13 protein-coding genes are annotated in these 20,927 nt (G+C 57.5%); 6 read left to right on the plus strand and 7 right to left on the minus strand.

All coding sequences use genetic code 11. The annotated features are described in order from the left end of the window. Positions 1 to 3: 3 nt before the first annotated feature. From ABXG94_RS16745 to ABXG94_RS16755, 3 genes are all read right to left on the minus strand, one after another. Positions 4 to 1,086, minus strand: a complete 1,083-nt coding sequence (locus ABXG94_RS16745; RefSeq protein WP_353536134.1) for a DUF2793 domain-containing protein — start codon at positions 1,084 to 1,086, stop codon at positions 4 to 6. Between the two features lie 134 nt (positions 1,087 to 1,220). Beyond that, a complete protein-coding gene (locus ABXG94_RS16750) occupies positions 1,221 to 4,814 on the minus strand; it encodes a S8 family serine peptidase (protein WP_353536135.1) in 3,594 nt (1,197 codons plus the stop codon). Positions 4,815 to 4,886: 72 nt separating this feature from the next. Then, positions 4,887 to 5,456 carry a hypothetical protein gene (locus ABXG94_RS16755; protein WP_353536136.1) on the minus strand — a complete coding sequence of 190 codons (570 nt, stop codon included), beginning with the start codon at positions 5,454 to 5,456 and terminating at the stop codon, positions 4,887 to 4,889. Positions 5,457 to 5,491: 35 nt separating this feature from the next. On the opposite strand from ABXG94_RS16755, the gene ABXG94_RS16760 reads away from it, so the two are divergent. After that, positions 5,492 to 6,274, plus strand: coding sequence for a glycosyltransferase family protein (locus ABXG94_RS16760; protein WP_353536137.1), 783 nt, complete (start codon positions 5,492 to 5,494; stop codon positions 6,272 to 6,274). A gap of 40 nt (positions 6,275 to 6,314) precedes the next feature. On the opposite strand, the gene ABXG94_RS16765 is transcribed toward ABXG94_RS16760, so the two are convergent. Further along, a complete protein-coding gene (locus tag ABXG94_RS16765; protein ID WP_353536138.1) occupies positions 6,315 to 8,681 on the minus strand; it encodes a polysaccharide pyruvyl transferase family protein in 2,367 nt (788 codons plus the stop codon). A 93-nt stretch (positions 8,682 to 8,774) separates the two neighbouring features. Further along, positions 8,775 to 11,225 (minus strand): calcium-binding protein, encoded by a 2,451-nt coding sequence (locus ABXG94_RS16770; protein ID WP_353536139.1) that lies wholly within the window; start codon positions 11,223 to 11,225, stop codon positions 8,775 to 8,777. A 277-nt stretch (positions 11,226 to 11,502) separates the two neighbouring features. Here ABXG94_RS16770 and ABXG94_RS16775 point away from each other — a divergent pair, with 277 nt between their 5' ends. The 3 genes from ABXG94_RS16775 to ABXG94_RS16785 all read left to right on the plus strand — a co-directional run bounded on the left by ABXG94_RS16775 (position 11,503) and on the right by ABXG94_RS16785 (position 17,195). After that, entirely contained in the window at positions 11,503 to 13,395 is a 1,893-nt protein-coding gene (locus ABXG94_RS16775) for a polysaccharide pyruvyl transferase family protein (RefSeq protein WP_353536140.1), read from the plus strand. A gap of 76 nt (positions 13,396 to 13,471) precedes the next feature. Further along, a complete protein-coding gene (locus ABXG94_RS16780; RefSeq protein WP_353536141.1) occupies positions 13,472 to 16,054 on the plus strand; it encodes a glycosyltransferase family 2 protein in 2,583 nt (860 codons plus the stop codon). After that, positions 16,047 to 17,195, plus strand: a complete 1,149-nt coding sequence (locus tag ABXG94_RS16785; RefSeq protein ID WP_353536142.1) for a glycosyltransferase family protein — start codon at positions 16,047 to 16,049, stop codon at positions 17,193 to 17,195. The genes ABXG94_RS16780 and ABXG94_RS16785 overlap by 8 nt, the downstream gene beginning before the upstream one ends. Before the next feature lie 35 nt (positions 17,196 to 17,230). Here the strand turns inward: ABXG94_RS16785 and ABXG94_RS16790 are convergent, their stop codons facing one another. Both ABXG94_RS16790 and ABXG94_RS16795 read right to left on the minus strand, forming a co-directional pair. Continuing rightward, on the minus strand, positions 17,231 to 17,893 hold the full coding sequence (locus ABXG94_RS16790; RefSeq protein ID WP_353536143.1) for an ABC transporter ATP-binding protein: 663 nt from the start codon (positions 17,891 to 17,893) through the stop codon (positions 17,231 to 17,233). Between the two features lie 10 nt (positions 17,894 to 17,903). Beyond that, a complete protein-coding gene (locus ABXG94_RS16795) occupies positions 17,904 to 18,989 on the minus strand; it encodes a KpsE/RkpR family capsule polysaccharide export protein (protein WP_353536144.1) in 1,086 nt (361 codons plus the stop codon). A gap of 217 nt (positions 18,990 to 19,206) precedes the next feature. Between ABXG94_RS16795 and ABXG94_RS16800 the strand changes: the two genes are divergently transcribed. Together ABXG94_RS16800 and ABXG94_RS16805 are read left to right on the plus strand one after the other, a co-directional pair. Then, complete coding sequence (locus tag ABXG94_RS16800) at positions 19,207 to 20,028, plus strand: ABC transporter permease (protein WP_353536145.1); 822 nt, start codon at positions 19,207 to 19,209, stop codon at positions 20,026 to 20,028. Then, the gene (locus tag ABXG94_RS16805) at positions 20,025 to 20,924 is read left to right on the plus strand and encodes a glycosyltransferase (RefSeq protein WP_353536146.1); all 900 of its coding nucleotides are present in this window, start codon (positions 20,025 to 20,027) and stop codon (positions 20,922 to 20,924) included. Before ABXG94_RS16800 ends, ABXG94_RS16805 begins: the two co-directional genes overlap by 4 nt. Positions 20,925 to 20,927 lie beyond the last annotated feature (3 nt).

Genomic DNA, 20,927 nt, shown 5'->3' on the forward strand with positions numbered 1-20,927 from the left:
GCCTCAGAACCAGCGGCCGATGGCCATATAGTCTGTCGCCACATCAACCGTGGCGCTTGCGGCCCGCCAGAACCGGGGGGTAAACCCGGTTGCCGTCAGCGCCGCATGCCCGATTGGCAGCGCGTCTGCTGTGCCCAGATCCCCCCCCGACAGTGTCAGCCGCGGTGGGGCTGAAAACCCGGTTGCAAACAAGCGGGTCGCGCCGCTGTCTGATCGATAGCCACCGGCAAATCCAACCGTGATATCAACCGCGGCCGCCGTGTATTCTCCGGCACAGATCTGGGTGCCATCTGCAAAGCGCAAGTAGCTGCCGTTGGCATTGCTGCCGCTTTCCAACAGGGCCCCCGTGGGCACCCCGGCGTTCTCTGACACAGGCCCCAGAATATTGCCCGGCCCATATCCCCAGTCTGCGCGCATCAATCGTCCGGCGGAAAAATCAGCGGAATCCTGTTGCACCGCGGCCCCAGAAACATGCGCCGTTGTGGCGTCAAATCGCAGGGCTTCGGTCCAGACGCTGCCATCGGGGCTGATCTTAATGGCCAGATCTTCATTGCCTGCCAGCCCCAGCTCGGCGCGCCCTGACCAATTGCTTTGAAACACCAAGCTGGCCGTATCCGTTGCCGTGGCTTTATTTAAACGCATGCGATGATCTGACCCCGCATGGGTAAACAGGCTGCCCGCGGCCCCCACCGCCAGACGGTCCGCCGCGCTGGCCGTGGCATTCACCCCCAATTGGTCAAAGCGATCACGGGGTGCCGCCCAACTGCCCGCCGCAAAGACCAGCTGTAGCCCCTCGTTTTGCACAAAGACCCGCCAGCCTTCTTGGGGGGGCAGAAACAGCCACCCTGTGCCCTGCCAGACCGCAATGCTATTGTCTTGCGAAGCCCAGGCTCCCACAGCCCCCACCGCCACAAGATGGCCCGCCCCTGCTGTGGGCGCAGCGGGGGGTTGGGTGCGGTCACGGTCCAACACAACCGGCTGCACCAAAGCATCCAGCACCTCTAGGGCCGTATTATGGGTCACATGTTTTTGCGCCTGCGCCGGCTGAATGAACGGCAGGGCAAGACGGGGCGAAGTCTCTGGCATGATCTGTCTCCGATAGGGTCCGCATCAGCCTATGAAGAAGGCCCTAACAAGCCCTGAGACCCCCGCACGACCCCGCCGCAACGCAAAACAGGGCCCCGCAGGGCCCTGTCATAGACATTCCATTGGTGGGGGAATTACAGGATCAAATCAAAGGCCGTCAGCGCGCTGCTGGCCTCCACAAAGATCTGCGCATCCGCCACACCGTCGCCATTCACATCCATCGACAACAGATATCCCGACCGGCCGCCAACGCTATGGGCCGTCTGGATCAATTCCCCTGCGGTATTGGTGAAGCTGGACCCTCCCAGAGTGAAGGCCTGATCCCCCGCCGAGGTGGTATCTGCGTCAATGCCGCTCAGCACAAGCGTGTCAGATCCCGCGCTGTTGAAGCCGCGGATTTCATCGGCAGATGCCCCCAGCCCGCTGTCAGACAGTTTGGTGAAGATAAACTCATCAGAGCCAGAGCCGGCCACCAAAGTATCCTGACCCGCGCCACCATAGACCTGATCATTGCCGCTGTTGCTGAGGATCAGATCATCACCGCTGCCGCCATAAAGCGTATCTGTCCCCGCGCCGCCCAAAAGCGTGTCGTCGCCATTCAGCCCATAAAGGCGGTCATTGCCATTGCCGCCCTCCAGGCGGTTGCCATGGGCATGGCTGCCATAGATGACATCATTGCCATTGCCGCCGATCGCATTCTCGATGCTGATCAAAGTATCGCTGCCCGCGCCGCCCGTGGCGGTGCCAGCCTGCAAATTGATCGTCACGGCACCGGGGGTGCCAACATAGCTGGCGGTATCTGTGCCCGCACCGCCATCCAAACGATCCGCGCCGCTGCCACCATGCAACAAATCGTTGTTGCCGCCGCCATAGAGGCTGTCATTGCCGGACCCACCCAGCAGCGTGTCATTGCCATTCAACCCATAGAGACGGTCATTGCCGCCATTGCCTTGGATACGGTTGGCATAGGCATGGCTGCCATAGACAATATCGGCAAATTGCGTGGCATAGATGTTTTCAACCCCAACCAAAGCGTCCGATCCACCACCACCGGTGGCTGTGCCACTGTTCAGGTTCACCACCACCCGCGCTGTTGTGCCGGTATAAACCGCCTGATCAACCCCAGAGCCGCCGTTCAACGTGTCGTTGCCCGCGCCTCCCAGTAAGGTGTCATTGCCATCCCCCCCACTCAGCAAGTCGTTGCCGGAACCGCCATCCAAACGGTCGGTGCCCGCATTGCCCAGCAACAGGTCATTGGCAGTGCCGCCATACAGGCTGTCATTGCCTGCACCGCCCAAAAGCGTATCACGCCCCGCCAGACCATACAGACGGTCATGGCCAAGGCTGCCGTCCAGGCGGTTGCCATGGGCATTGGTGCCATAGATGATATCGTTATGCGCCGAGCCATAAGCGTGCTCAAAGCTGGTCAGGCTGTCGGTGCCACCGCCACCGGTGGCGGTGCCGCTGTTCAGGTTCACCACAACCCGCGACGACAGGCCGGTGTACAGCACCTGATCTGCTCCGGATCCGCCGTTCAGCGTATCGTTGCCCAGCCCACCGTGAATGGTGTCACGCCCGCTGCCGCCAGACAGAACATTGGCCCCAGAGGACCCAATGATCCGGTCATCTCCGCTGCCAGCCTGCACATTCTCAATCCGGGTGACCGCTGCCGTGCGGGTGCCGCTTTTAAAGGTTGCCGCCGCCAGATCCACTTTGAAATCCGCATTTTGATTGCCAAAATACAGCGTGTCGTTGCCCTGACCGCCATCAAAGATTTCGCCATGGCTAAAGCCGCTGAAATGGTTGCCCACCTGCAGGGTGTCATGCCCCCGGCCGCCTTCCAGCGTATCAACGCCGCCATTGGCTGTCAGCGTGTCATTGCCACGTCCGCCAATCAGGTGGTTGTTCGCGCTTGATCCGTTCAGCGTGTCGTTGCCGTCCCCGGCAAAGAAATTCTCGATGCTGCTGAAGGTCACATTCACCCCATCCAGCACACCGGTGCCAGCGGCCAGGTCGACCTGGCTGGCACTGTCGCTGACCGCCGCGGCATTGACCGTGTCATCCCCGGTGCCGCCAGCAAAAGAGGTGCGCCCGGCCAGATGGCTGTAGTCTGAAAATTCATTGGTCACGACAAAGATTTCGTCACCTTGATGGCCGGTGGCCCCGCTGAAGGTGACAGCAACATCAAACACAGTCAGAGAATCCCCCGCCGCATCGTCGATCACCTGCACCGTCCAATTGCCGGTGCTGATCTCGCCCAGAAACGCCGTGGTGCCAAAACTCCAGGTGCCATTGTAATACCCGCTGTCACCGGTATCAGCGATCAGTTGCACCCGGGTGCCCTGCGCCGAGGTCAAAAACAGTTCCAGATCCGCCAGGTGATAGGCTCTGAATTGCAATTCCACCGACACATGGCCGATGATCATATCGCTGGGGCCTGCCTGAATAAAGCTGACACCCGACGCATCCCCATCCGGCACAACCGTGGTGGTGTTGCCATCAAAATCGATGCTGGTGACGGTCTCATTGGCCGAGGTGGATTGCAGGGTCCAGGTCTCTGCCAAACGCACCGCGGCCAAGGCATCCACCAGACCAAAGCCATAGTCATTTGAAAAATGTGCGCCGCCGCCGTTCCAATAGGTCGAGCCATTCCAGAACCAGCTGGCACCATTGGTCTGGGTGGCCTGTTCGTGCCCGCCGCCAGACGGCGCGCCACTATTGGCCGCAGAGCCAACATCAGAACCCACATGCCGCGCGCTGGCGGCCAGGATCATCTGCACGTCGCGCCAGCCCAATTGATCATTGGCCTCCAGCATCAGCGCCACCACGCCGGAAATCTGCGGCGAGGCCGCAGAGGTGCCGCCAAAAGAACTGGTATAAGACGCGTCCCCATCGGCCGAGGTCGAGCCAATTGCTGTGTTGTTTGAGGTGTCATCAGCCAGGGCTGACACCAACAGGTTGGCACCGGGAGAGGAATAACTTGTCACCCAGCCATCCGCCCGCAAGGCCGCGACGCTGATGGTGTGCTTTGAGCTGTCCATGGCCTCAGCTGTGGCCTCTTCGCGAGAACTGCTGCCCGCATCAGCCCGGCTGTTGCCATTGGATTTCACATGAATTTGCCCAAGGCCCCCACGGCCAAAGGCCGAGGCGGTTTCAAGCGAGGCCAATGTGGAAGACGCAGAGCCAAACACATTGGAACCACGCCCAAAGCTCATGGCGACAATATCACCGCCGTTTGCATTGCCGTTGGCATTGCCAAAGCCATTGCCCAGCCCGGCCGCATCCACGATCTGTTCGTCAATGCGCAAAAAGCCTTTATAGCCGCGGATGGTCACCCCATGGGCCACGCCCACGCCGCCCACGCCATTGCCCTGCACCCCGGCGATGATCCCGATGACCGGCGTGCCATGAAAATCACTGGCCGCCGTGGTGATCGTGGGATCATAATCATAGCCCTGGTAATCGTAATCCGTCGCGGAATCATAATTCGCGGCCAAATCTTGGTGGGTATAGCGGAAGCCATCATCAATCGCGGTCACCAAAACCCCCGCACCGCTATAGTCGTCCCAGACGCTGGTGACATTGATGTCATATTGACCCGCGGTTGTATTGCGCAGGTACCATTGCTGCGAAAACAGCGGATCCGAGGGGATCAATTCCCGCATGTCATCTCCGCTTTCGCGCATATCCTGCGCCTCAAAATCTTGCTGTTCGATATTGTTTTGCATCTAAGAACCTATGAAATCTCGTACTTTAAACCTGGGCAAATGCGCTGCATGCATTTGAAATTTCTTCTTTTCCTAAGGAAAATCCCATGTTTTCGCAACATTATTATCTGCGTCCAAAAGCCGTATGTGTTGCCAGATGAACTCTTGGCCTCGATCACAATTACTATAGGCCTCGGGATCAAACCGCCCGACAATCTGAAGGCGATCCCCTTCCTGCAACATATGCGGCGGAAACTTCAACGACAGCTCTGCCCCAGACTCGCTTTGCACAACCGGGCAAACCAAGCCGGTATCAATCACCCGGCCGGTCAACGTTTCTGTCTGCGCGCCGGCCGGTATCTTGGTTTGCGCCGCCCCGGTCGCAGGCGCGGCAACCGGTGCCACGGCGGCATGATGTGCACAGGCCCCGCTGGCGCAAATCAACAAGCCCAACGCAGCAGAGCGGATCCAGCCCAGCCCCCCAAGGCGCATGGCGGTTTTTCTCAAATACATCTCTTTTAATCCCAAATCCAAAACGTCAAAAATCCCCAAAAGCTTTGCCTGCCCATACCACAGGCTGGCACAGGGCGCTTGACTTTCACTGCCGATGCTCTGAATTTCGCCAATACGGGTCAGGCATTTACGCCTGATGACGCCGCCCATTCAAAGCTTCATCGCATTTCAAGGTCACATTTATCATGACATCGCCGCAAAACATCCTTGTCCTCTCGGGGGCGTCGCTGATGCGATACCCAACTGTGCTCAATCACCGCGCCTATTGCGACCGACATGGATATGAGTATCGGTTTGACTGCAGCCCGCGCAAACATGTGAAGAAATTTTTCTTTCACAAGCTGCACGCCCTGCGCGAAGCCCTGCACAGCTGTGACTGGCTTTTCTGGCTGGATGATGACGCGGCCTTTATGCAGCTCGACACCCCACTGGAAACCCTTGTGCCCGAGATGACCAACCCAAGCGCTGCAGAGTCCCCAGACACGATCTTTTGCAAAAGCCCGGTCAATAACGGGGTCTGGACCCATATTTCATCCGGTAATTTTTTGATCCGCAACAGCGCCAGCAGCCATGCGCTGCTAGAAGCCTGCCTGGCCACCGAACTGCGCAAAGTGCGCGACTGGTGGGACAAGGAAAAATACGGCTTTTACACAGGCGGTGATCAGGATGCGCTGGTCTATCAGATTGAAACCACCGCAGCCTGGCGGGCCAAATCCCTGATCTTGCCCTATGACCGTTTCAACTGTCGCAGCTTTCACTTTGAGCAAGCTGCTGACCACTTTCTGGTGCATTTCACCAATGCCGCCGGAAAAACCAAACTGGATCAGATGATTGAGTTCAGTGCCCGCATGGGACTGGATGATTTTCTACTGCCGGCGGGGGCCGCAGATGACTACGCCAAATACCATGATCACCTGCGCCTCAACTGTCGGTTTCCCGCCAAACCCGGGGCCGTACCGGGGCCGTAAAAGATGCGAGGGCTTAGCTCCTCCCCGCAGTCTGGTTGAACTATTGGCGGTGCAGCGCCATTGATTTCAAACACAGGGTCAGCTTTTCCGCAATCTGCCCAACGCCCAGCGACAACGGGCTGACCGCATGGGTCGCCTGCACACGCAGAGGCAAAAGCCCATGCACCAACATCTCGGCAGACACCGGAACCTGGATGATTTTGTCGCTCTGATCTCCCCTGCGCCACCGAAGATCCACCACATGCCGCTCGCCCACAATAAGCTTGATTTGCTGGGGCTGCGGCAGCTTTGCCGCATTAAAGGGCCGCACCACCAGCTCCAGCTGATACTGCGCGCCCTTTGCCAAAGCCAGACGCAGACCACAGCTGGCGTTCTTTTTGTGAAACCAGAAACCTTCACTGCCAATACGCCCGACCTTGTCATGCACAAGGGCGTCTTTCAGCGTGGCGCTTTGCTCGTGGGTAAAAGCCAGAGTGTCCCCGGGCAAAAGCCCTGAAATGCCCTGCGCCAAGTCGCACAGGCGGTCCTTGGGGAAAGTCTCTAGGTATTTCGTCGGACGGAATTTTGGCAAGGCCATAGGCGTGCCGGACATGGCCTCTGACAGAGACTCAAAACAACGCACATTGTAGCGCCCCGTGCCGTAATAATAGTCAAAGAATTTATAGCTGTCTTCCCCGCCCACCGATTTCAGCCAATAGGCGGGAATCCCAAGGCTCTCTGCAAAAATGACACCATGCAGCGAGCTGGAATACACCGCCTCGGCCCCCAGCATCCCCAGCACCATGTCCAACGGGGTGCTGTCCACGGGCAGAAACGCATGATGCACATGTTTGTGCATGCGGCGCATCAAAAGATCATCGCGAAAATGCGGCACAATCCGAAACGGACCCCGGTCCTGGTTTTGGGCAACATCAAAAGCTTTGATCTGCTTTTTATACAGATATGCCACCAGGCAGCCCGGATCAAAAACCTCGGTTACCTGACCCACGTCAAAGCCCGCTTCGCGCAGAAAATCCAAGGTCAGCGGGCCACGCACCGCCCGCACATCCAGCGATTTCACACTGGGATGCAGCTTGCGCTCGGTGCCCTTCAGGCCCGCCCCCCAAATGACATCCCGGTCACGGGCCGTATGCAAGACCGACCCGACAGAAATCAGCTTTGGCACGCCCGCAAGCGGCCTCGCAGCCCGATAGCCGCTGATTGCCTCGACAATTTCCTTGGCCGCCAGATCGCCAAAGTTACCTGTCTTGAACCGACGTTCCCCAAGGTCGCCGTCAAATTTCTTACCGGCGCTGTCCCACCAGAACATCGGGATCTCAGCATTTGCCGGCAGCGGCCAATCCGGGATCTTCGGGGCAGAGCTTCCTGGGGGCACATCCGTGATCGACACCCCCCAATCCAAGACCTCAACCGGCTTTAACACCCGCTCTAAATCAGCGCGATCAAGCTCTGTGATGGCAAGGTTTTCATCATTGATCCCATAAGACACCGCCAGGTCTTCCAGCGCGGCGCCCCGCAGCTGCGCCCCGCAGGGGTAGACCACAGACATCACTTCGCTGTTTAACTTCTCAAACTCAAACCCCTCATGGCTGTTCATGTTCAGCTCTATGGGCTGCACCGAACACCGCGTCACCTGAAAGGGGGGCTGGCTGCTAAATTCATAAAGGCAGGCTTCGTATTTGCGCCCCCCCGGCACTTTGTAACTGGAATGGGCCACCGAGACGAACCGCGCCTCGCCCTCAACCTGCCATAACAGCGGCTGTGCCCCACCACGCAAAACCCCAAAGATCGTGGAGTATTCATTCTGCCAGGCCACATTGGCAACCGGGCGGCACACAATATCTTCGCTGCCGGAGAAATCCACAGCCAGCACCACATGCGGCGAAATCGAATACACGCAATAGGTTTGCTCTTGCGCGGTAAAGAACATCCAGTTTTTCTCAACCGTCCGCCGCGCCATCCCCTGCAACCTCAACCGGCGGGCCACCCCTGCAGGGCGCAGGCCCGAGCTGTCCATCTCCAGCAGAAACTGGTTGTTTTGCGGCCGGTTCTCACCATCATTCCAGGACAGGTAAATCCGGCCCTGCAAAACCTGATAACGGGGATCCGCATGCCAGTTCAGCGCCCGTTCGTTCAACGCCTCTGGGGCGGCAAACTCAATCAGGTCGCTCAGGGGGGTCACCGTCTCGGGCACAATGTTGAAATTCTCGTCCAGCAGGCAGGTCGCCATGCCCCGAAAATTGAGATGGGGCTGCACTATCCGGTAACACATTGCATAGCCATTTTCGACCGGCGCAAGCGTTGGGTTAAAGATCATGCAATTCGCAGAAAGTTTGCTCATCCATGCAGCGGGGATCAAATCACGCCTGTAAAAGCCATATGCCTGGGACAGGGTCAGATCATACATTGGGCAACCTTTAAAATTAAGTTAGAATAGATTTTGCCGTCAAAGCGCCAGATAATCGCATCAAATGCAACCCAAAAGACCAACGCGCCCTGTTCACAAAAAGATCAGGACCTCTGCCAAGCCGGACATGGAGGCCAGCCCGTCAAATGTCAGGCTATCACTTCCAAAATCCAAAATCACCCGCCCGTTTTCCACCCGGCCAAAATCGTCAATCACCGCCAGCCCATCCCTGGCACCAATCCCCAGCATATCCCGATCCAGCGCGACGCGATCCCCATGGGCAAAGCGAAAATCTTCGATGCGATCATGCCCGGCATTAAACACAAAGGTATCTGCGTGGGTGCCGCCCCGTAAAACATCATTGCCCGGGCCGCCATCCAACCGGTCCTGATGCGCCCCCCCGTTCAGGTAATCATTGCCCTGCCGGCCAAACAGGCGATCAGCCCCCTCGCGGCCAAACAGCCGATTGGCCTCACGATCGCCAAACAGGCTGTCCCCATAGGCCCCGCCCGCCAGATCTTCGATGCTGCTATAGCTGTCCCCTGCGGCCTCGCCGGTGTTAAACCTCGGCATCGCCAGGTCCGCAACAATCGCGGTCAGGCTTTCCGAATATTGCGCCCGATCACGATGGCTTCCACCGATCAGCGTGTCGCGCCCCACGCCGCCAAACAGCACATCATCACCAATGCCCCCCTCCAGAATATCATCCCCACGGCGGCCAAAAATATAATCAACGTTTCGCCCCCCTGCGATGTAATTGTCCCCAAATGTGCCGCGCAGATTGTCAAACCCTTGCGACCCAATAATGTTTTCGATGCTAAAATAGGTGTCGCCCGCGGCAACATTTGTATTGATATGGGCAAACAACAAATCTACGCGCAGACTGCCGCGGCTGTCCTCATAACTGACGGTGTCGCTGCCCGCCCCGCCTCGCAATGTATCTGCCCCCGCAAGCCCGCGCAGGATGTCATCTGCGGCGCTGCCCTGCAGCAGATCATTTTGCGCCGTGCCCTCAATCAGAAAATCCTGCGCGCCAAACTGCAAATCTGTGCGGGTGAAATTCTGCATCACCGCGGCGCTCAACTGCGCCACACTCAACGAAGCCCCATCCGCGGTGCGCACAATCAATCGTTCGTCGCCAAACTCGATGCGCCCGCCGCCGGCCGTGCTGAAAAACTGCAGCAAAGACCGGCCATACAGCCCTGACCAGCCGGTCAGATCAATCAGGTCCAGCCCGGCTTCAAAATCCACAATACGATCGTCCTGCCCGTCTCCGGAAAGGATAAAGATATCGCGCCCATCCCCGCCTTCAAACCGGTCCCGGCCCATACCGCCGATCAGAATATCATCTCCGCCCCAGCCATAAAGCTGCTCATCCCCCGCCGCGTCATACAGAATATCGCTGCCCGCCCCGCCTGACAGGGCCGCATCAAGCCCAGCGGTCCGTTCCAAGCCAACGCTTGGCAAGGTAACGGTGAAATGCGACACCCCCGCCTCGTTGGCACTGCCCGCAAAGACCTGCAGCTGCGTGCCGTCATAATGCAATTGCAGCGCCGAGACCTGCGCCAGAGACAGATTGCTCAAATCCTCTTGCACATCCAGCATCAACAGTTGCCCCTGTGGCAAAAGCTGAAACAGGGTCAAACCGCCATCCGTGCCCCCGGTCATGACAAAGACCCGCCCGTCGACCTCGATGGTTTCTAAAACACTGACCCCCTGAAAGCGGCTGAACTGGTCATCCACCAGATGGTCCACGGGCGTCAGGCTGCCATCTGTGCCCAAACGCAAAACGCTCAGTGACGAACTGCCAGAGGCCGCCACCAGCAAATAGTGCACACCGCCAACCGCCACCGCTGCCAGCGCCTGAGGCGCGGCAATGCCCAGCCCCTGCTCGGCCCCCAGACTGCCGCGATACAGCAGCCCGCCCGCAGCCCCCACTTGGTAGCAAGACAGGTGGTGACCCGTGGCCGAGGCCGTCACCAGAAACGGCTGCGCCCCAAGCGTCACCGTCAATAGGCTGCTGATGTCATCGCCGCCATCTGCCATGCCCAGGTCCGGGGCACGGGTGTTTGTCATGACCCCGGAAGAGGCCAGCTGATATCGCCCAACCCCCGGCCCGCCCAGGTTGGCGGTAAACACATAGGTCTGCCCCTCCAGCGTAAGGCTTGTCATCGCGGTCAGGCTTGTGTCCAAATGCGCCCCGCTCAGCGCCACTCCGCTGCTGGTCAAACGCCCATCCACCAGCTGATAGCTGGGCAGCACATTGCCCGAAGCCACGGTGGAACAGATCAAAACATCCGTCCCAACGGTGAGGCTATGCACCCCCACAGGCCCCAGGCCATTCAGGATCTCTGAGATAAAAGAGCTGCCCAGAAAATCCGTAGAGCCTGGCCCCAGCAAATAGCTGGTCACCTCTCCGGTTGCCCGGCTGGTTGCCAGCAAAACGTGCCCGGCATCCGTCTCTAGGATGTCCAGATCATCAATCGTCAAAACCGCGTCCAAAGGCGCGCCCAATTGCGTCGCCCGATGTGTCAGATGTACCACCCTACACCTCCCATACCCCACTGTCTTCAACTCCGGGATCAGGGTAGCGCTCGGTCCTTCCACAAAGGGTTACCACTTCGTGGCAAAACCAAGAATTTTCAAAATAACTCGACACAAATACACAACATATAGGCTAAAAACAGGGGATTTTACCGTATTTTCAACCAACACGCTATGTTGCAGAAACCCCCTACCTTGTATAACAGAAGAGCACACACCATCCATCAAGCACCGCTTTGCCGCCCTCCCGTTCCCAGCCACAAGTATATTTCAAATCATGCTCAAATTACTTTCAAAAGCCCTCGGCGCGCCCCAGGCCTCCCCTGTCACAAACGACCCATTTGGTCGGTTTGTAATCGTTAGTTTTTACACAGCGGGTGGCTATTATGAAGAAAAAGCAAAAGAGCTAAAGGCGCAATGTGACCGCTTTGGTCTTGAACATGAAATCGCCAAGATCACCATAAAGCCCAACGAAAACTGGGCCGATATCTGTCGGCGAAAAGTGCGCTTTTACCATAAAATGCTGCACAAGCATAAATGTGCGATCATGTGGCTGGATGTCGACAGCAAATTACAGGCTGACATCGGCACGCTGCATCAGGGCCATTTTGACATGGCCGCCTTTATGCGCAATTTCAAATATCTGCCCCAGTTCAATCCAGGCAGCTTTGCACGCACCTTCCACCCGGGCTATTTGCTGTTTCGCTACACGCCCAGAACCATCCAGTTTCTCGACGATTGCCTCGAGATTGACCGCACCCATGAGGGGCCTTTCACCGATGATTACATCCTCGAGGAAGCCCTGCGCACAACCAGCGCACAAATGCGGTTGATGATCCTGTCGCCAGACGATCTGCAACGCCCCATTGAACCCGAGAAAGAAGGCGCGTTGTTCCGCCATGGCAACAGCGGAAACGTCAATGAATACAAAGGCAAGGTCAAGCAACACATCCCCCGCATCCTGGAACCGGCCACGCAAAAACGCGTGCTGATGGAAGCGGTACAGGCTCTGGCACGCCAAGGCCGCCGCAATGCGATTGTCGTCATGATGAAGCGCATCCTGCAGGTCGACCCGGCCGATTTTGAATCCTACGTCAAATTACTGGACATGCTGCGCCGCTTTGACAGCCCCAAAGAGCTGGCCGCCGAATTGGCCTATGGACGGAAATCCAAGGTGCTGGCCCCCTATGCCATCCGCTTTGAAATGATGCGTGCGCTGGAAGACGGGGCTTGGGAAAAAGCCGATGCGCTGTTTGAGGAAATCAAACAGACAGGCCACCAAAAGATGATCAATTTTGGCCATTCGCGACTGTTCCGGTTCTCCCTGGACCGCCGAGCCCAGGCTCTGAATATCCCTGACAGTGACCGGGTGTCGCTGTTCTGGTGGGAAGAACCGTTTCCCGGCAACCTCGGCGATATCATCAACCCCTATATCGTCGAAAAACTGACCGGCACCCCCCCCAAATACGGCCCCAGAGGCAAGGGCATGTGCGCGATCGGATCGATCATCAAATTTGCAAAGACCGATGTGCCGGTCTGGGGCAGCGGTTCCCCGCATGCCGAAGGTGTGCTGGCCGCAGATGCCGATTATCGCGCCGTGCGCGGCCCGCTGACACGCGACCTGGTGCTGAAGAATGGGGGCAAATGCGCCAAGGTCTATGGCGACGCCGCTTGGTTCCTGCCGATCCTGCACCCTGCGGCCCAGAAAAAGACCCATAAAACCGGTTTGATCCTGCATTACACCCACGAAGACGCGCCGTTGAATGTCGGCTCAGACGTACGCAGAATTGACATTCGCCGCCTGGGCTATGACCAAATCGAAGCCTTCCTGGATGAGGTCACAAGCTGTGAGCGCATCATCTCGACCTCTTTGCACGGTGTGATTATCGCCCAGGCCTACGGCATACCGGCGGTTCTGGCCACGGCCAGCAACTCGGCCCTGCAGGTGCATGGCGATGGGATCAAATTTGATGATTACTTCCTGTCGGTGGGCATCAAACAGAAAATCCGGCCGGTGGATCTCAGCCCGATGGAGGATATCGACGCGATCCCAGCAGAGGATTTCCTTTTGGCCAAGCAAAAGATCAACCTCACGAAGTTGCTGGATGTGGCCCCCTTTGATGCCCTGCCTGAGCTGCGGGAAAAAGCCGCCGCATTTGACGCGGACTAACCCCGCCGTCAAACCTGACTTGCACCAAATACACCAAGCGCTTTAGCTTGGTGTCACACAATAAATGAATCTTCTGATGGCCAACGCGACACCTTCGATCACCGTTATCACGCCAGCCTATAATTGTGGGCGCTACCTGCAAGACTGTATCACCTCGGTGGCCCGGCAAGCGGATGTTGTGGTCCAGCATATCCTGATCAATGACGCCTCGACAGATGACACCGCAGAGACATTGGATGCCCTGGCAAAAGACAATCCAACCATCCAGGTGCAGCATCTGAGTGAAAATCTGGGACAGGCGCGGGTGCGCAATTTGGGTGTGCAGGCAGCCAGCGCAGAATATATTCTCTTCCTGGATGCGGATGATTGCCTGGAAGGCAGCCACAGTTTGAAAGCGGTGTTAGACAGCGCCCAAAGCAACTCTGCGGATCTGGTGCATTTTCAATACAACCGGATGCTGGAAAGCACCGGCGAAACCACCCCCGCCCAAAACCGCCTCACCGGCCTCACCAGCGCCGGGGTCACCGCCCAAAGTTTCCCGCAACTGATCAACAACACCTCTTGCTGGCAGATGATGTATCGCCGGGCCTTTCTAGAGCGCGAAAACATCTTATTCTCTGACCGTCTGCGCCAGCGCGAAGACCGTCCGTTTTTTCTGGAATGCCTGCTCAAGGCGCAAAGCGTCAACATCATACAGGACCGTGTGGTGCGCTACCGGGTGCGCAGCGGCTCCACCATGGGCACGCTCAATCTGGCCCAGCTCGAGATGTTCACCATCCATCTGGAGCTCATTGGCAAGCTGATGCAGGCGCTTGGGGACAGCCCCCAAGAGACCACCTTAAAGCGCGCCAATATGCTGTATTACATGCATGTGATGCTCAGTTATTGGGGGCCGTTTCTGCTGCGACCCCAGGTGCGCAACAGCCGTCAGGCCAAAGCGTTTTTTGCCGCCTGGCAAGCCTATAGCTGGCCCTCCAGCGATCTGTTTTCTGACGATATCATCGGCAATATTCCAACCCGCCACCGGGATTCAGGCCTGTTTGACGCGCTGGCGCATCTGCTGGCCACCGGGCAAACACAGCTGGCCCTGACGCTTATGCGGGACGAACGTCTCAGCGTGCGCGAGGTCGAAGAGCTCAGCCACAGCGCGCAGCAGGCCGCAACAGGCTTTGCCTTCAGCAAAGATGCCTTTGCGCTTTTCGCCTCTAACATCCGCTTGCGCCTGGACAAAAAACCCCTGCTGCGTCCCCGGTCCAAACGGCCACGGCTCATCCTGCACATCGGCAGCACCAAGACCGGCTCTTCTGCGCTGCAAAAATTCATGGAAGTGAACCGGTTTGCGCTCTTGCGCGACCATGGGCTGTATTATCCGATGTCCGGGCTGGAAAACGGCCGCGGCGCGCGCAGCCACCGCACCTCTGGCCACGCCACATTGGTGGCAAATCTGATTGCGGGCCATGCGGATGCGTTAGACAAATTGATGCTGGAACTCGGCGGGCTCAGCCGGTCCCCGAAAACCGTCTTTCTGTCTTGTGAGAACATTCTATCCAGCCGGTTTTGGAACAAGGGCGCGGTCGCAGCCCAACTTGCCCCCTTGCTGTCTGGCTTTGATCTGACGCTGCTGGCCTATCTGCGCAATCCGGTGGATTGGCTTGAATCCATGTATGCCGAAAGCGTGGCCAGCCCCGGGGTGCGCCTGACCCAAAGCCCCCGCGATTTTTATGAAGCGCAAAACGCCCAGGGCTTGCTGAATTGCCAGGAAATTGCAGACTGCCTGCAGGAAAACCTGCCCCAGGCCAAGCTGATCCTGCGTTCTTATGATCAGCTGCGCGCCACAAAAACCAGCATCACCACCGATGTGCTCGCCGCGTTAGATCTGTCTGACATTGACCCGTCCGCCTATGCGATGCCCGCAAAAAAATTCAACAATATCTCTATTCCCAAACAAGCGGTCTGCCTGATCCGAACCGCAAACAATGTGGCCCTGCAACGCGAGGCGGTGTTGCCGCTGAATGCGGCCCTGATCGCCCATATGCAAAGCCAGCCAGACCTGGCAAAGACCCCCGGGTATTTTTATGACACCGCGCTGGCGACAGAGATTGCCGACCGCCATCAAGCGCAATTCTCCGCATTCTTTGCCCCCGATACGCCTGCGGCTAAATCTCTGCAAGATCGCCCCAATATCGACCAGAACCTGCAGTTCACCCCGGCAGACCTCGAGATGCTGGGCGACGAAATTGCCAAAGCAAAGGCTTGGAAGCTTGCCGCCGAAGATGTCGAGCTGCCCGCCCCCACCCAGGTGGATGCCGCTTTCAACGATACCTTTCAGGCCTATGTGAATTCAGACACGTTTCTCCGCCGCCTCCGCCGCAGCCGGCCTGAAAAAAACCGCCTCAAGATGGCCCATGCCCTGCGCGAGTCCGGCCTGTTTGATGATCTGTTTTACGTCTCGCAATTGCCCAAAGCCGCCGACTATCAGGGCGGGCCACTGTTTCACTATCTGGATCACTGGGAAGACCTGCTGCTGGACCCGCATCGGCATTTTTCCACCCGCGATTATCTGATGATAAACACCGATGTGGCCGAAAGCGGCCTGAATCCGTTTTACCATTACATCGCATTTGGAAGGGCCGAAGGGCGTAAGACCATAGATGTCTGACACCACACAGCCAGCTGCTGACATAAATGTTCTGATCCGGGCACATGATCCGGGCAAACTCGCCGTGTTGCGCCGCGCTGTGAATTCGGTTGCCACCCAGGAACTTGACGGGCGGGTCGATATTTTGCTGGAAACCTCCGGCTTCCCCCAAATCTTGCAGCTGTCAGATTTTATCGAAGGTCCCCTGCCCGCACATATCAGCCTGCAACACCACAATATCGATTACAACTTTGACAGCCGCACGCTTCTGCTGCGCCGGGGCATTCGACGCGCCCAGGCGAAATATCTCTATTTCTTAGATTTTGATGACACGCTGCTGCCCGCCGGGCTCAGCACATTGCTCAGCTCGGCCCGGCTGTGGAACAACGTTCTGCAAATTGGCAACGTAGAGCTTGTCCGCAAAACCGGCTCTGTCACCGAGCACCATCCCTACCGGTCCTTTGAACCAAATCTCTCGGATGTGCTGCATGACAATTGCATTCCGTTTAATTCATATCTGGTGGATCGCACACTCGCCCAATCGGTGATCGACCAAGTGCCCAACCTGAGCCTCTATGAGGATTATGCCTTTTTGCTGCTGCTGCTCAGCAAGGCACCCATGCATTTTCTGCCCACCGACATCTGTGTCGCGACCTATAATGTCTCTGAAGAGGACGTCGGCAAATACAACGCGCATAAACCATTGGCCGACCGCTGCATCAACCGCCTCAGGCAACGGCTGACCTTTCCGCTTTCCGGCCAGGATATCCTGCGATTGCGCCGCCAACGCCGCACCGATGACAGCGCCCCGCTGCGCGCCTTGATCTCCGGCTACCCCAAGGTCAAAAAAACCAGCCTGCGCGGCTATGTGGAAACCCAGGAGCCTCTGCAGGAAGGCACCTTTGTCACCGGTTGGTGCTATGATCCCCAACTGTCCAAGAAGCAGACATTGGTGATCATAGCAGAAACAAAAACCGGCCATTACACCATCCTGTCAGAACGCCATCCGCGTTCAGATGTCTGCCCGCCAACAGACCCCGGAGGGGCGACTCCGGGATTTTCCGGCCTGGTGCCAAATGGAAAGCTGCGTCATATCTGGGTGATCACCCCGCAGGGGCGACAAATTTTGCCGCATGTGCCACAACGCGCAAAACGGCGCTGACCCGGCCTGACACCTCCGCCCGGCTTTGATGCGGCCTATTTGCCCGGCACCATATTGCGCTGGTGATGGGCTATCGCTTCTTCCAGATCTTCGTAATAGGTCGCCTGGCCATCTTCCAAGACCACCCCGGTGTCACATAGCCCACGTATCATGCCCAGGGAATGGCTCACCACAAAAGCCCCGGCATTTTCCATGCGGGCTTTGAACAGCGCGCTGGATTTGGCGCGAAACGACGCATCCCCCACCGATGTCACCTCATCCACCAGATAGGTATCAAAGGGCACCGCCATGCTGACCCCAAAGGCCAATCGGGATTTCATGCCCGCAGAATAGGTGCGAAATGGCAGATGAAAATGCGCGCCCAGACCGGCAAAGTCCTGCACAAAATCCACCATTTCTTCGGTGTCCATCCCATAGATGCGCGAGATGAATTTTGTATTCTGCGCCCCGGTTAACTCACCGTGAAACGACCCTGCAAACCCCACAGGCCAGGAAATGCGCCCATCGCTGATCACCTCCCCGGATGTCGGATCCATCGTGCCGGAAATAATTTTCAGCAATGTGCTTTTGCCTGCGCCATTGCGCCCCAGCAACGCCACCGAGGTCTTGGACGGAAACACCACATTCAGATTGTTGCACACCACTTTCTCCCGCCCGCGCAGGCGAAAGACTTTGGAAAGATTGCGCAGTTCAATCATCGCCCTGCCCTTAGCGCCGGTCGCGCAATGCATAGGCCATCAGCACGCTGACCGCCCAGCCCAGAAACAAGAACAATGTGATCAACACAAACAGAATTTCCCGTTCCGGATATTCCGCTTTTTCCGCCTTGGTGGGGGCCACATGCGCCGCCAGATACCGGCTTTGGCGCCGCGCATCATTGCGCGCTGTGTCAAAGGCCACCCGGGTGGCCGTATAGGCCTGTTGCGCAAATTCCAACTCCACCGACAGGGCCTCAAATTCCCCGACCATTGTGGCCACCGACGTATCGGCCTGGGCATTGGACAGGCCCAATTTGGCCCGCTCTTTGGCGATCTGATCTTGGATCACCCTGATCCGCCGTTCGACCTCGACAACCCGCGGGTCACCGGCCTGTGTGGTCTCCTGCAACAGGGCGCGGTTGATCTGCGCGTCTGCAAGCTGGGTTTCCAGCGCCCCGATCAAACCAGATTGGGTCTGCGTCTGAATGGTGGGGTCGATAATCTGGGTGCGGTTGCGAAAGCTCAGCAGCGCCAAACGCGCCGCTTTCAGCCGGTCTTCGGCCTGCGCCAACTCGTCACGCGCATAGCTCACCGCATCTTCGCGGGCAATGGCGGACAGCTTGTTGATCATCAGGCTGCTTTTTTCATAGATCAATTCATTGATGACCCGTGAATCCTCGGGATCAAAAGTCAGCACCCGAATATCTATCAAACCGGTGCCACTGTCATAATAGACTTTGACCTTACGCTGCCAGTGGCGCAACAGATCCTCGATGGTGCCTGTCGGATCATAGGCAAAGATCGGGTCGATATCCGGGTCTGCCTTGGCCCAGATCGTCTGTAGGTCCAGCGCGTCATCCACCTCTTGAACCAGTTCTTGGCTTTGCAAATATTCATATAAGATATCTGTGTCTGACGAACTGGATCCCGACAGCTGCGCAATCCCCACAATTGATTCAATCGCAGAGCCGGCTTCTTCGGTGCGCACCGAAAACCCCACCCGGCTGGCATATTGATCCGCCGCGCGCGTCCAAAGGTACCAGGCGGTCAGGGCCGCAGGCAGCAGGACAAAACACAAGAAGCTGAGAATCACCATCCCATGGCGACGTTTGAGTCGCGCGGTGTTGACCGGCGGGCGTTGGCTGGGCGTTGCCGCCGCGGGTTTGCTGGGAACAGGCACAGGTTTTGTGGGACTCTGTGGCGATTTTGAAGCTGAAGGCGTGGTCAAAATGGACTCGCATCATATAAAGTGTTTGGCTACTTTGTAGCTATATAATCTGACAGTGATTTACCAGAATAGATGGGGCCCTCCAATGCCGGGCGATATTGTTTTTCCAGCCACCTCGACCCCGCCAAGCAAGCATCCGCGCAGGAAGTTTGCCTCTCTGCGCGCGGTTCTTGCGCTGATCCTGCGCGAAATGACCACCGCCTATGGGCGGTCCCCCGGGGGCTATATGTGGTCTATCGTGGAACCCGCCGCCGCCATCACCCTGCTGACCATCATCTTCTCTCTGGGGTTCCGCTCTCCGCCCCTTGGCAATAACTTTGCGATCTTTTACGCCAGCGGCATGTTGCCTTTCATGGCCTATAACAACGTCAGCGGCACCGTCGCCTCAGCCATCAATTATTCCAAATCGCTGCTCGCCTATCCCAGCGTCACCTATATCGATGCTATTTTCGGACGGTTCCTGCTGAACATGATGACCCAAATGCTGGTGTCGCTGATCCTGATCACCGGTATTTTGTGGTTTTTTGAGACCCGAACAACGCTGGAATTACTCAAAATCCTCCTGGCCTTTTCCCTCACCGCCAGCCTGGCTTTGGGCATTGGCACCCTCAATTGCTTTCTGGCCTCCATGTATCCGGTGTGGCAACGCATCTGGTCCGTTGTCACCCGCCCCTTGTTCTTGATCTCCGGGATCATTTTTCTACTGGAAACCGTGCCACAGCCCTTTCGGGACTTTCTATGGTACAACCCGCTGGTGCATATCATCGCCATCATGCGCTCTGCCTTTTACACAAGTTATGATGCGCCCTGGGCCAGCCCGCTTTATGTCATGATCATCAGCAGCGTCAGCTTCACAGTGGGGCTGGTTTTCCTACACCGCTATCACCGGGAAATTTTGCACAGGTGACCCATGTTCATATCTTATTGGCCGCCTACAACGGGGCAGCCTACCTGCAAGACCAGCTGGAGTCTTACCTGCAACAAAACCATCAGGACTGGTCGCTTTGGGTCAGTGATGACGGCTCACATGACGCAACACGCAAAATCCTAAAACAGTTTCAGCAGACCCACCCGGACCGCAACATCCAAGTGATACCTGGCCCCAAACAGGGGCTGTTTGCCAATTTCATGCATCTTCTGCGCCACCCAGCGTTGCCAGCCGGCTATGTGGCCCTGTCAGATCAAGATGACGTCTGGCTGCCCCATCATCTGGAGAACGCAGTACAACAGTTGCAAGGCATTGAAAACAAAGCGTTCTACTGCGCCACCACCGTTTTGACCGATGCCCAGCTCCAGCCCTTGCGCCCGGTGCCCCCCCCCTTGCCCGCCACGTCCTTTCACAATGCCATGGTGCAGAATGTCGTGGCCGGGAACACCATTGTGCTCAACCCGCAAGCCCTGCAGCTTATCCGCAATGATCCGCCGCCACCAAGCACCTTGCCCTATCATGATTGGTGGCTGTATTTGCGCCTCACTGCAGCGGGGGCTGATCTGATATGTGACCCTAATCCAAGCCTTTTGTACCGTCAGCACGGGGGCAACAGCCTGGGCAACAACAAGACCGGACGGCTGCGACGGCTGCGCACCTTGTTCAACGGCACCTACGGCCGATGGGTCTCCAGCAACCTTATGGCCCTTATGGCCCTGCCCCCCCACACGCTTTTGCCGGAATACCGCCAGGCCGCAGAAACGCTGCTGCACCGTCACCCCAGATATCAGGCGCTGCGCCAAAGCCGCGCCCGGCGCAGTGACACCGCCGGACAACTGTTGTTGCCGATCCTCGCGTTGATAAAACGGATCTAGCGG

Source organism: Cognatishimia sp. WU-CL00825 (assembly GCF_040364665.1).
Lineage (GTDB): Bacteria > Pseudomonadota > Alphaproteobacteria > Rhodobacterales > Rhodobacteraceae > Cognatishimia.

What these genes read in the sequence shown, in the direction of transcription:
- ABXG94_RS16745 (WP_353536134.1), bottom strand. Translation starts at nt 1,086, where the DNA reads ATGCCAGAGACTTCGCCCCGTCTTGCCCTGCCGTTCATTCAGCCGGCG.
- ABXG94_RS16750 (WP_353536135.1), bottom strand. Translation starts at nt 4,814, where the DNA reads ATGCAAAACAATATCGAACAGCAAGATTTTGAGGCGCAGGATATGCGC.
- ABXG94_RS16755 (WP_353536136.1), bottom strand. Translation starts at nt 5,456, where the DNA reads ATGGGCGGCGTCATCAGGCGTAAATGCCTGACCCGTATTGGCGAAATT.
- ABXG94_RS16760 (WP_353536137.1), top strand. Translation starts at nt 5,492, where the DNA reads ATGACATCGCCGCAAAACATCCTTGTCCTCTCGGGGGCGTCGCTGATG.
- ABXG94_RS16765 (WP_353536138.1), bottom strand. Translation starts at nt 8,681, where the DNA reads ATGTATGATCTGACCCTGTCCCAGGCATATGGCTTTTACAGGCGTGAT.
- ABXG94_RS16775 (WP_353536140.1), top strand. Translation starts at nt 11,503, where the DNA reads ATGCTCAAATTACTTTCAAAAGCCCTCGGCGCGCCCCAGGCCTCCCCT.
- ABXG94_RS16780 (WP_353536141.1), top strand. Translation starts at nt 13,472, where the DNA reads ATGGCCAACGCGACACCTTCGATCACCGTTATCACGCCAGCCTATAAT.
- ABXG94_RS16785 (WP_353536142.1), top strand. Translation starts at nt 16,047, where the DNA reads ATGTCTGACACCACACAGCCAGCTGCTGACATAAATGTTCTGATCCGG.
- ABXG94_RS16790 (WP_353536143.1), bottom strand. Translation starts at nt 17,893, where the DNA reads ATGATTGAACTGCGCAATCTTTCCAAAGTCTTTCGCCTGCGCGGGCGG.
- ABXG94_RS16795 (WP_353536144.1), bottom strand. Translation starts at nt 18,989, where the DNA reads ATGGTGATTCTCAGCTTCTTGTGTTTTGTCCTGCTGCCTGCGGCCCTG.
- ABXG94_RS16800 (WP_353536145.1), top strand. Translation starts at nt 19,207, where the DNA reads ATGCCGGGCGATATTGTTTTTCCAGCCACCTCGACCCCGCCAAGCAAG.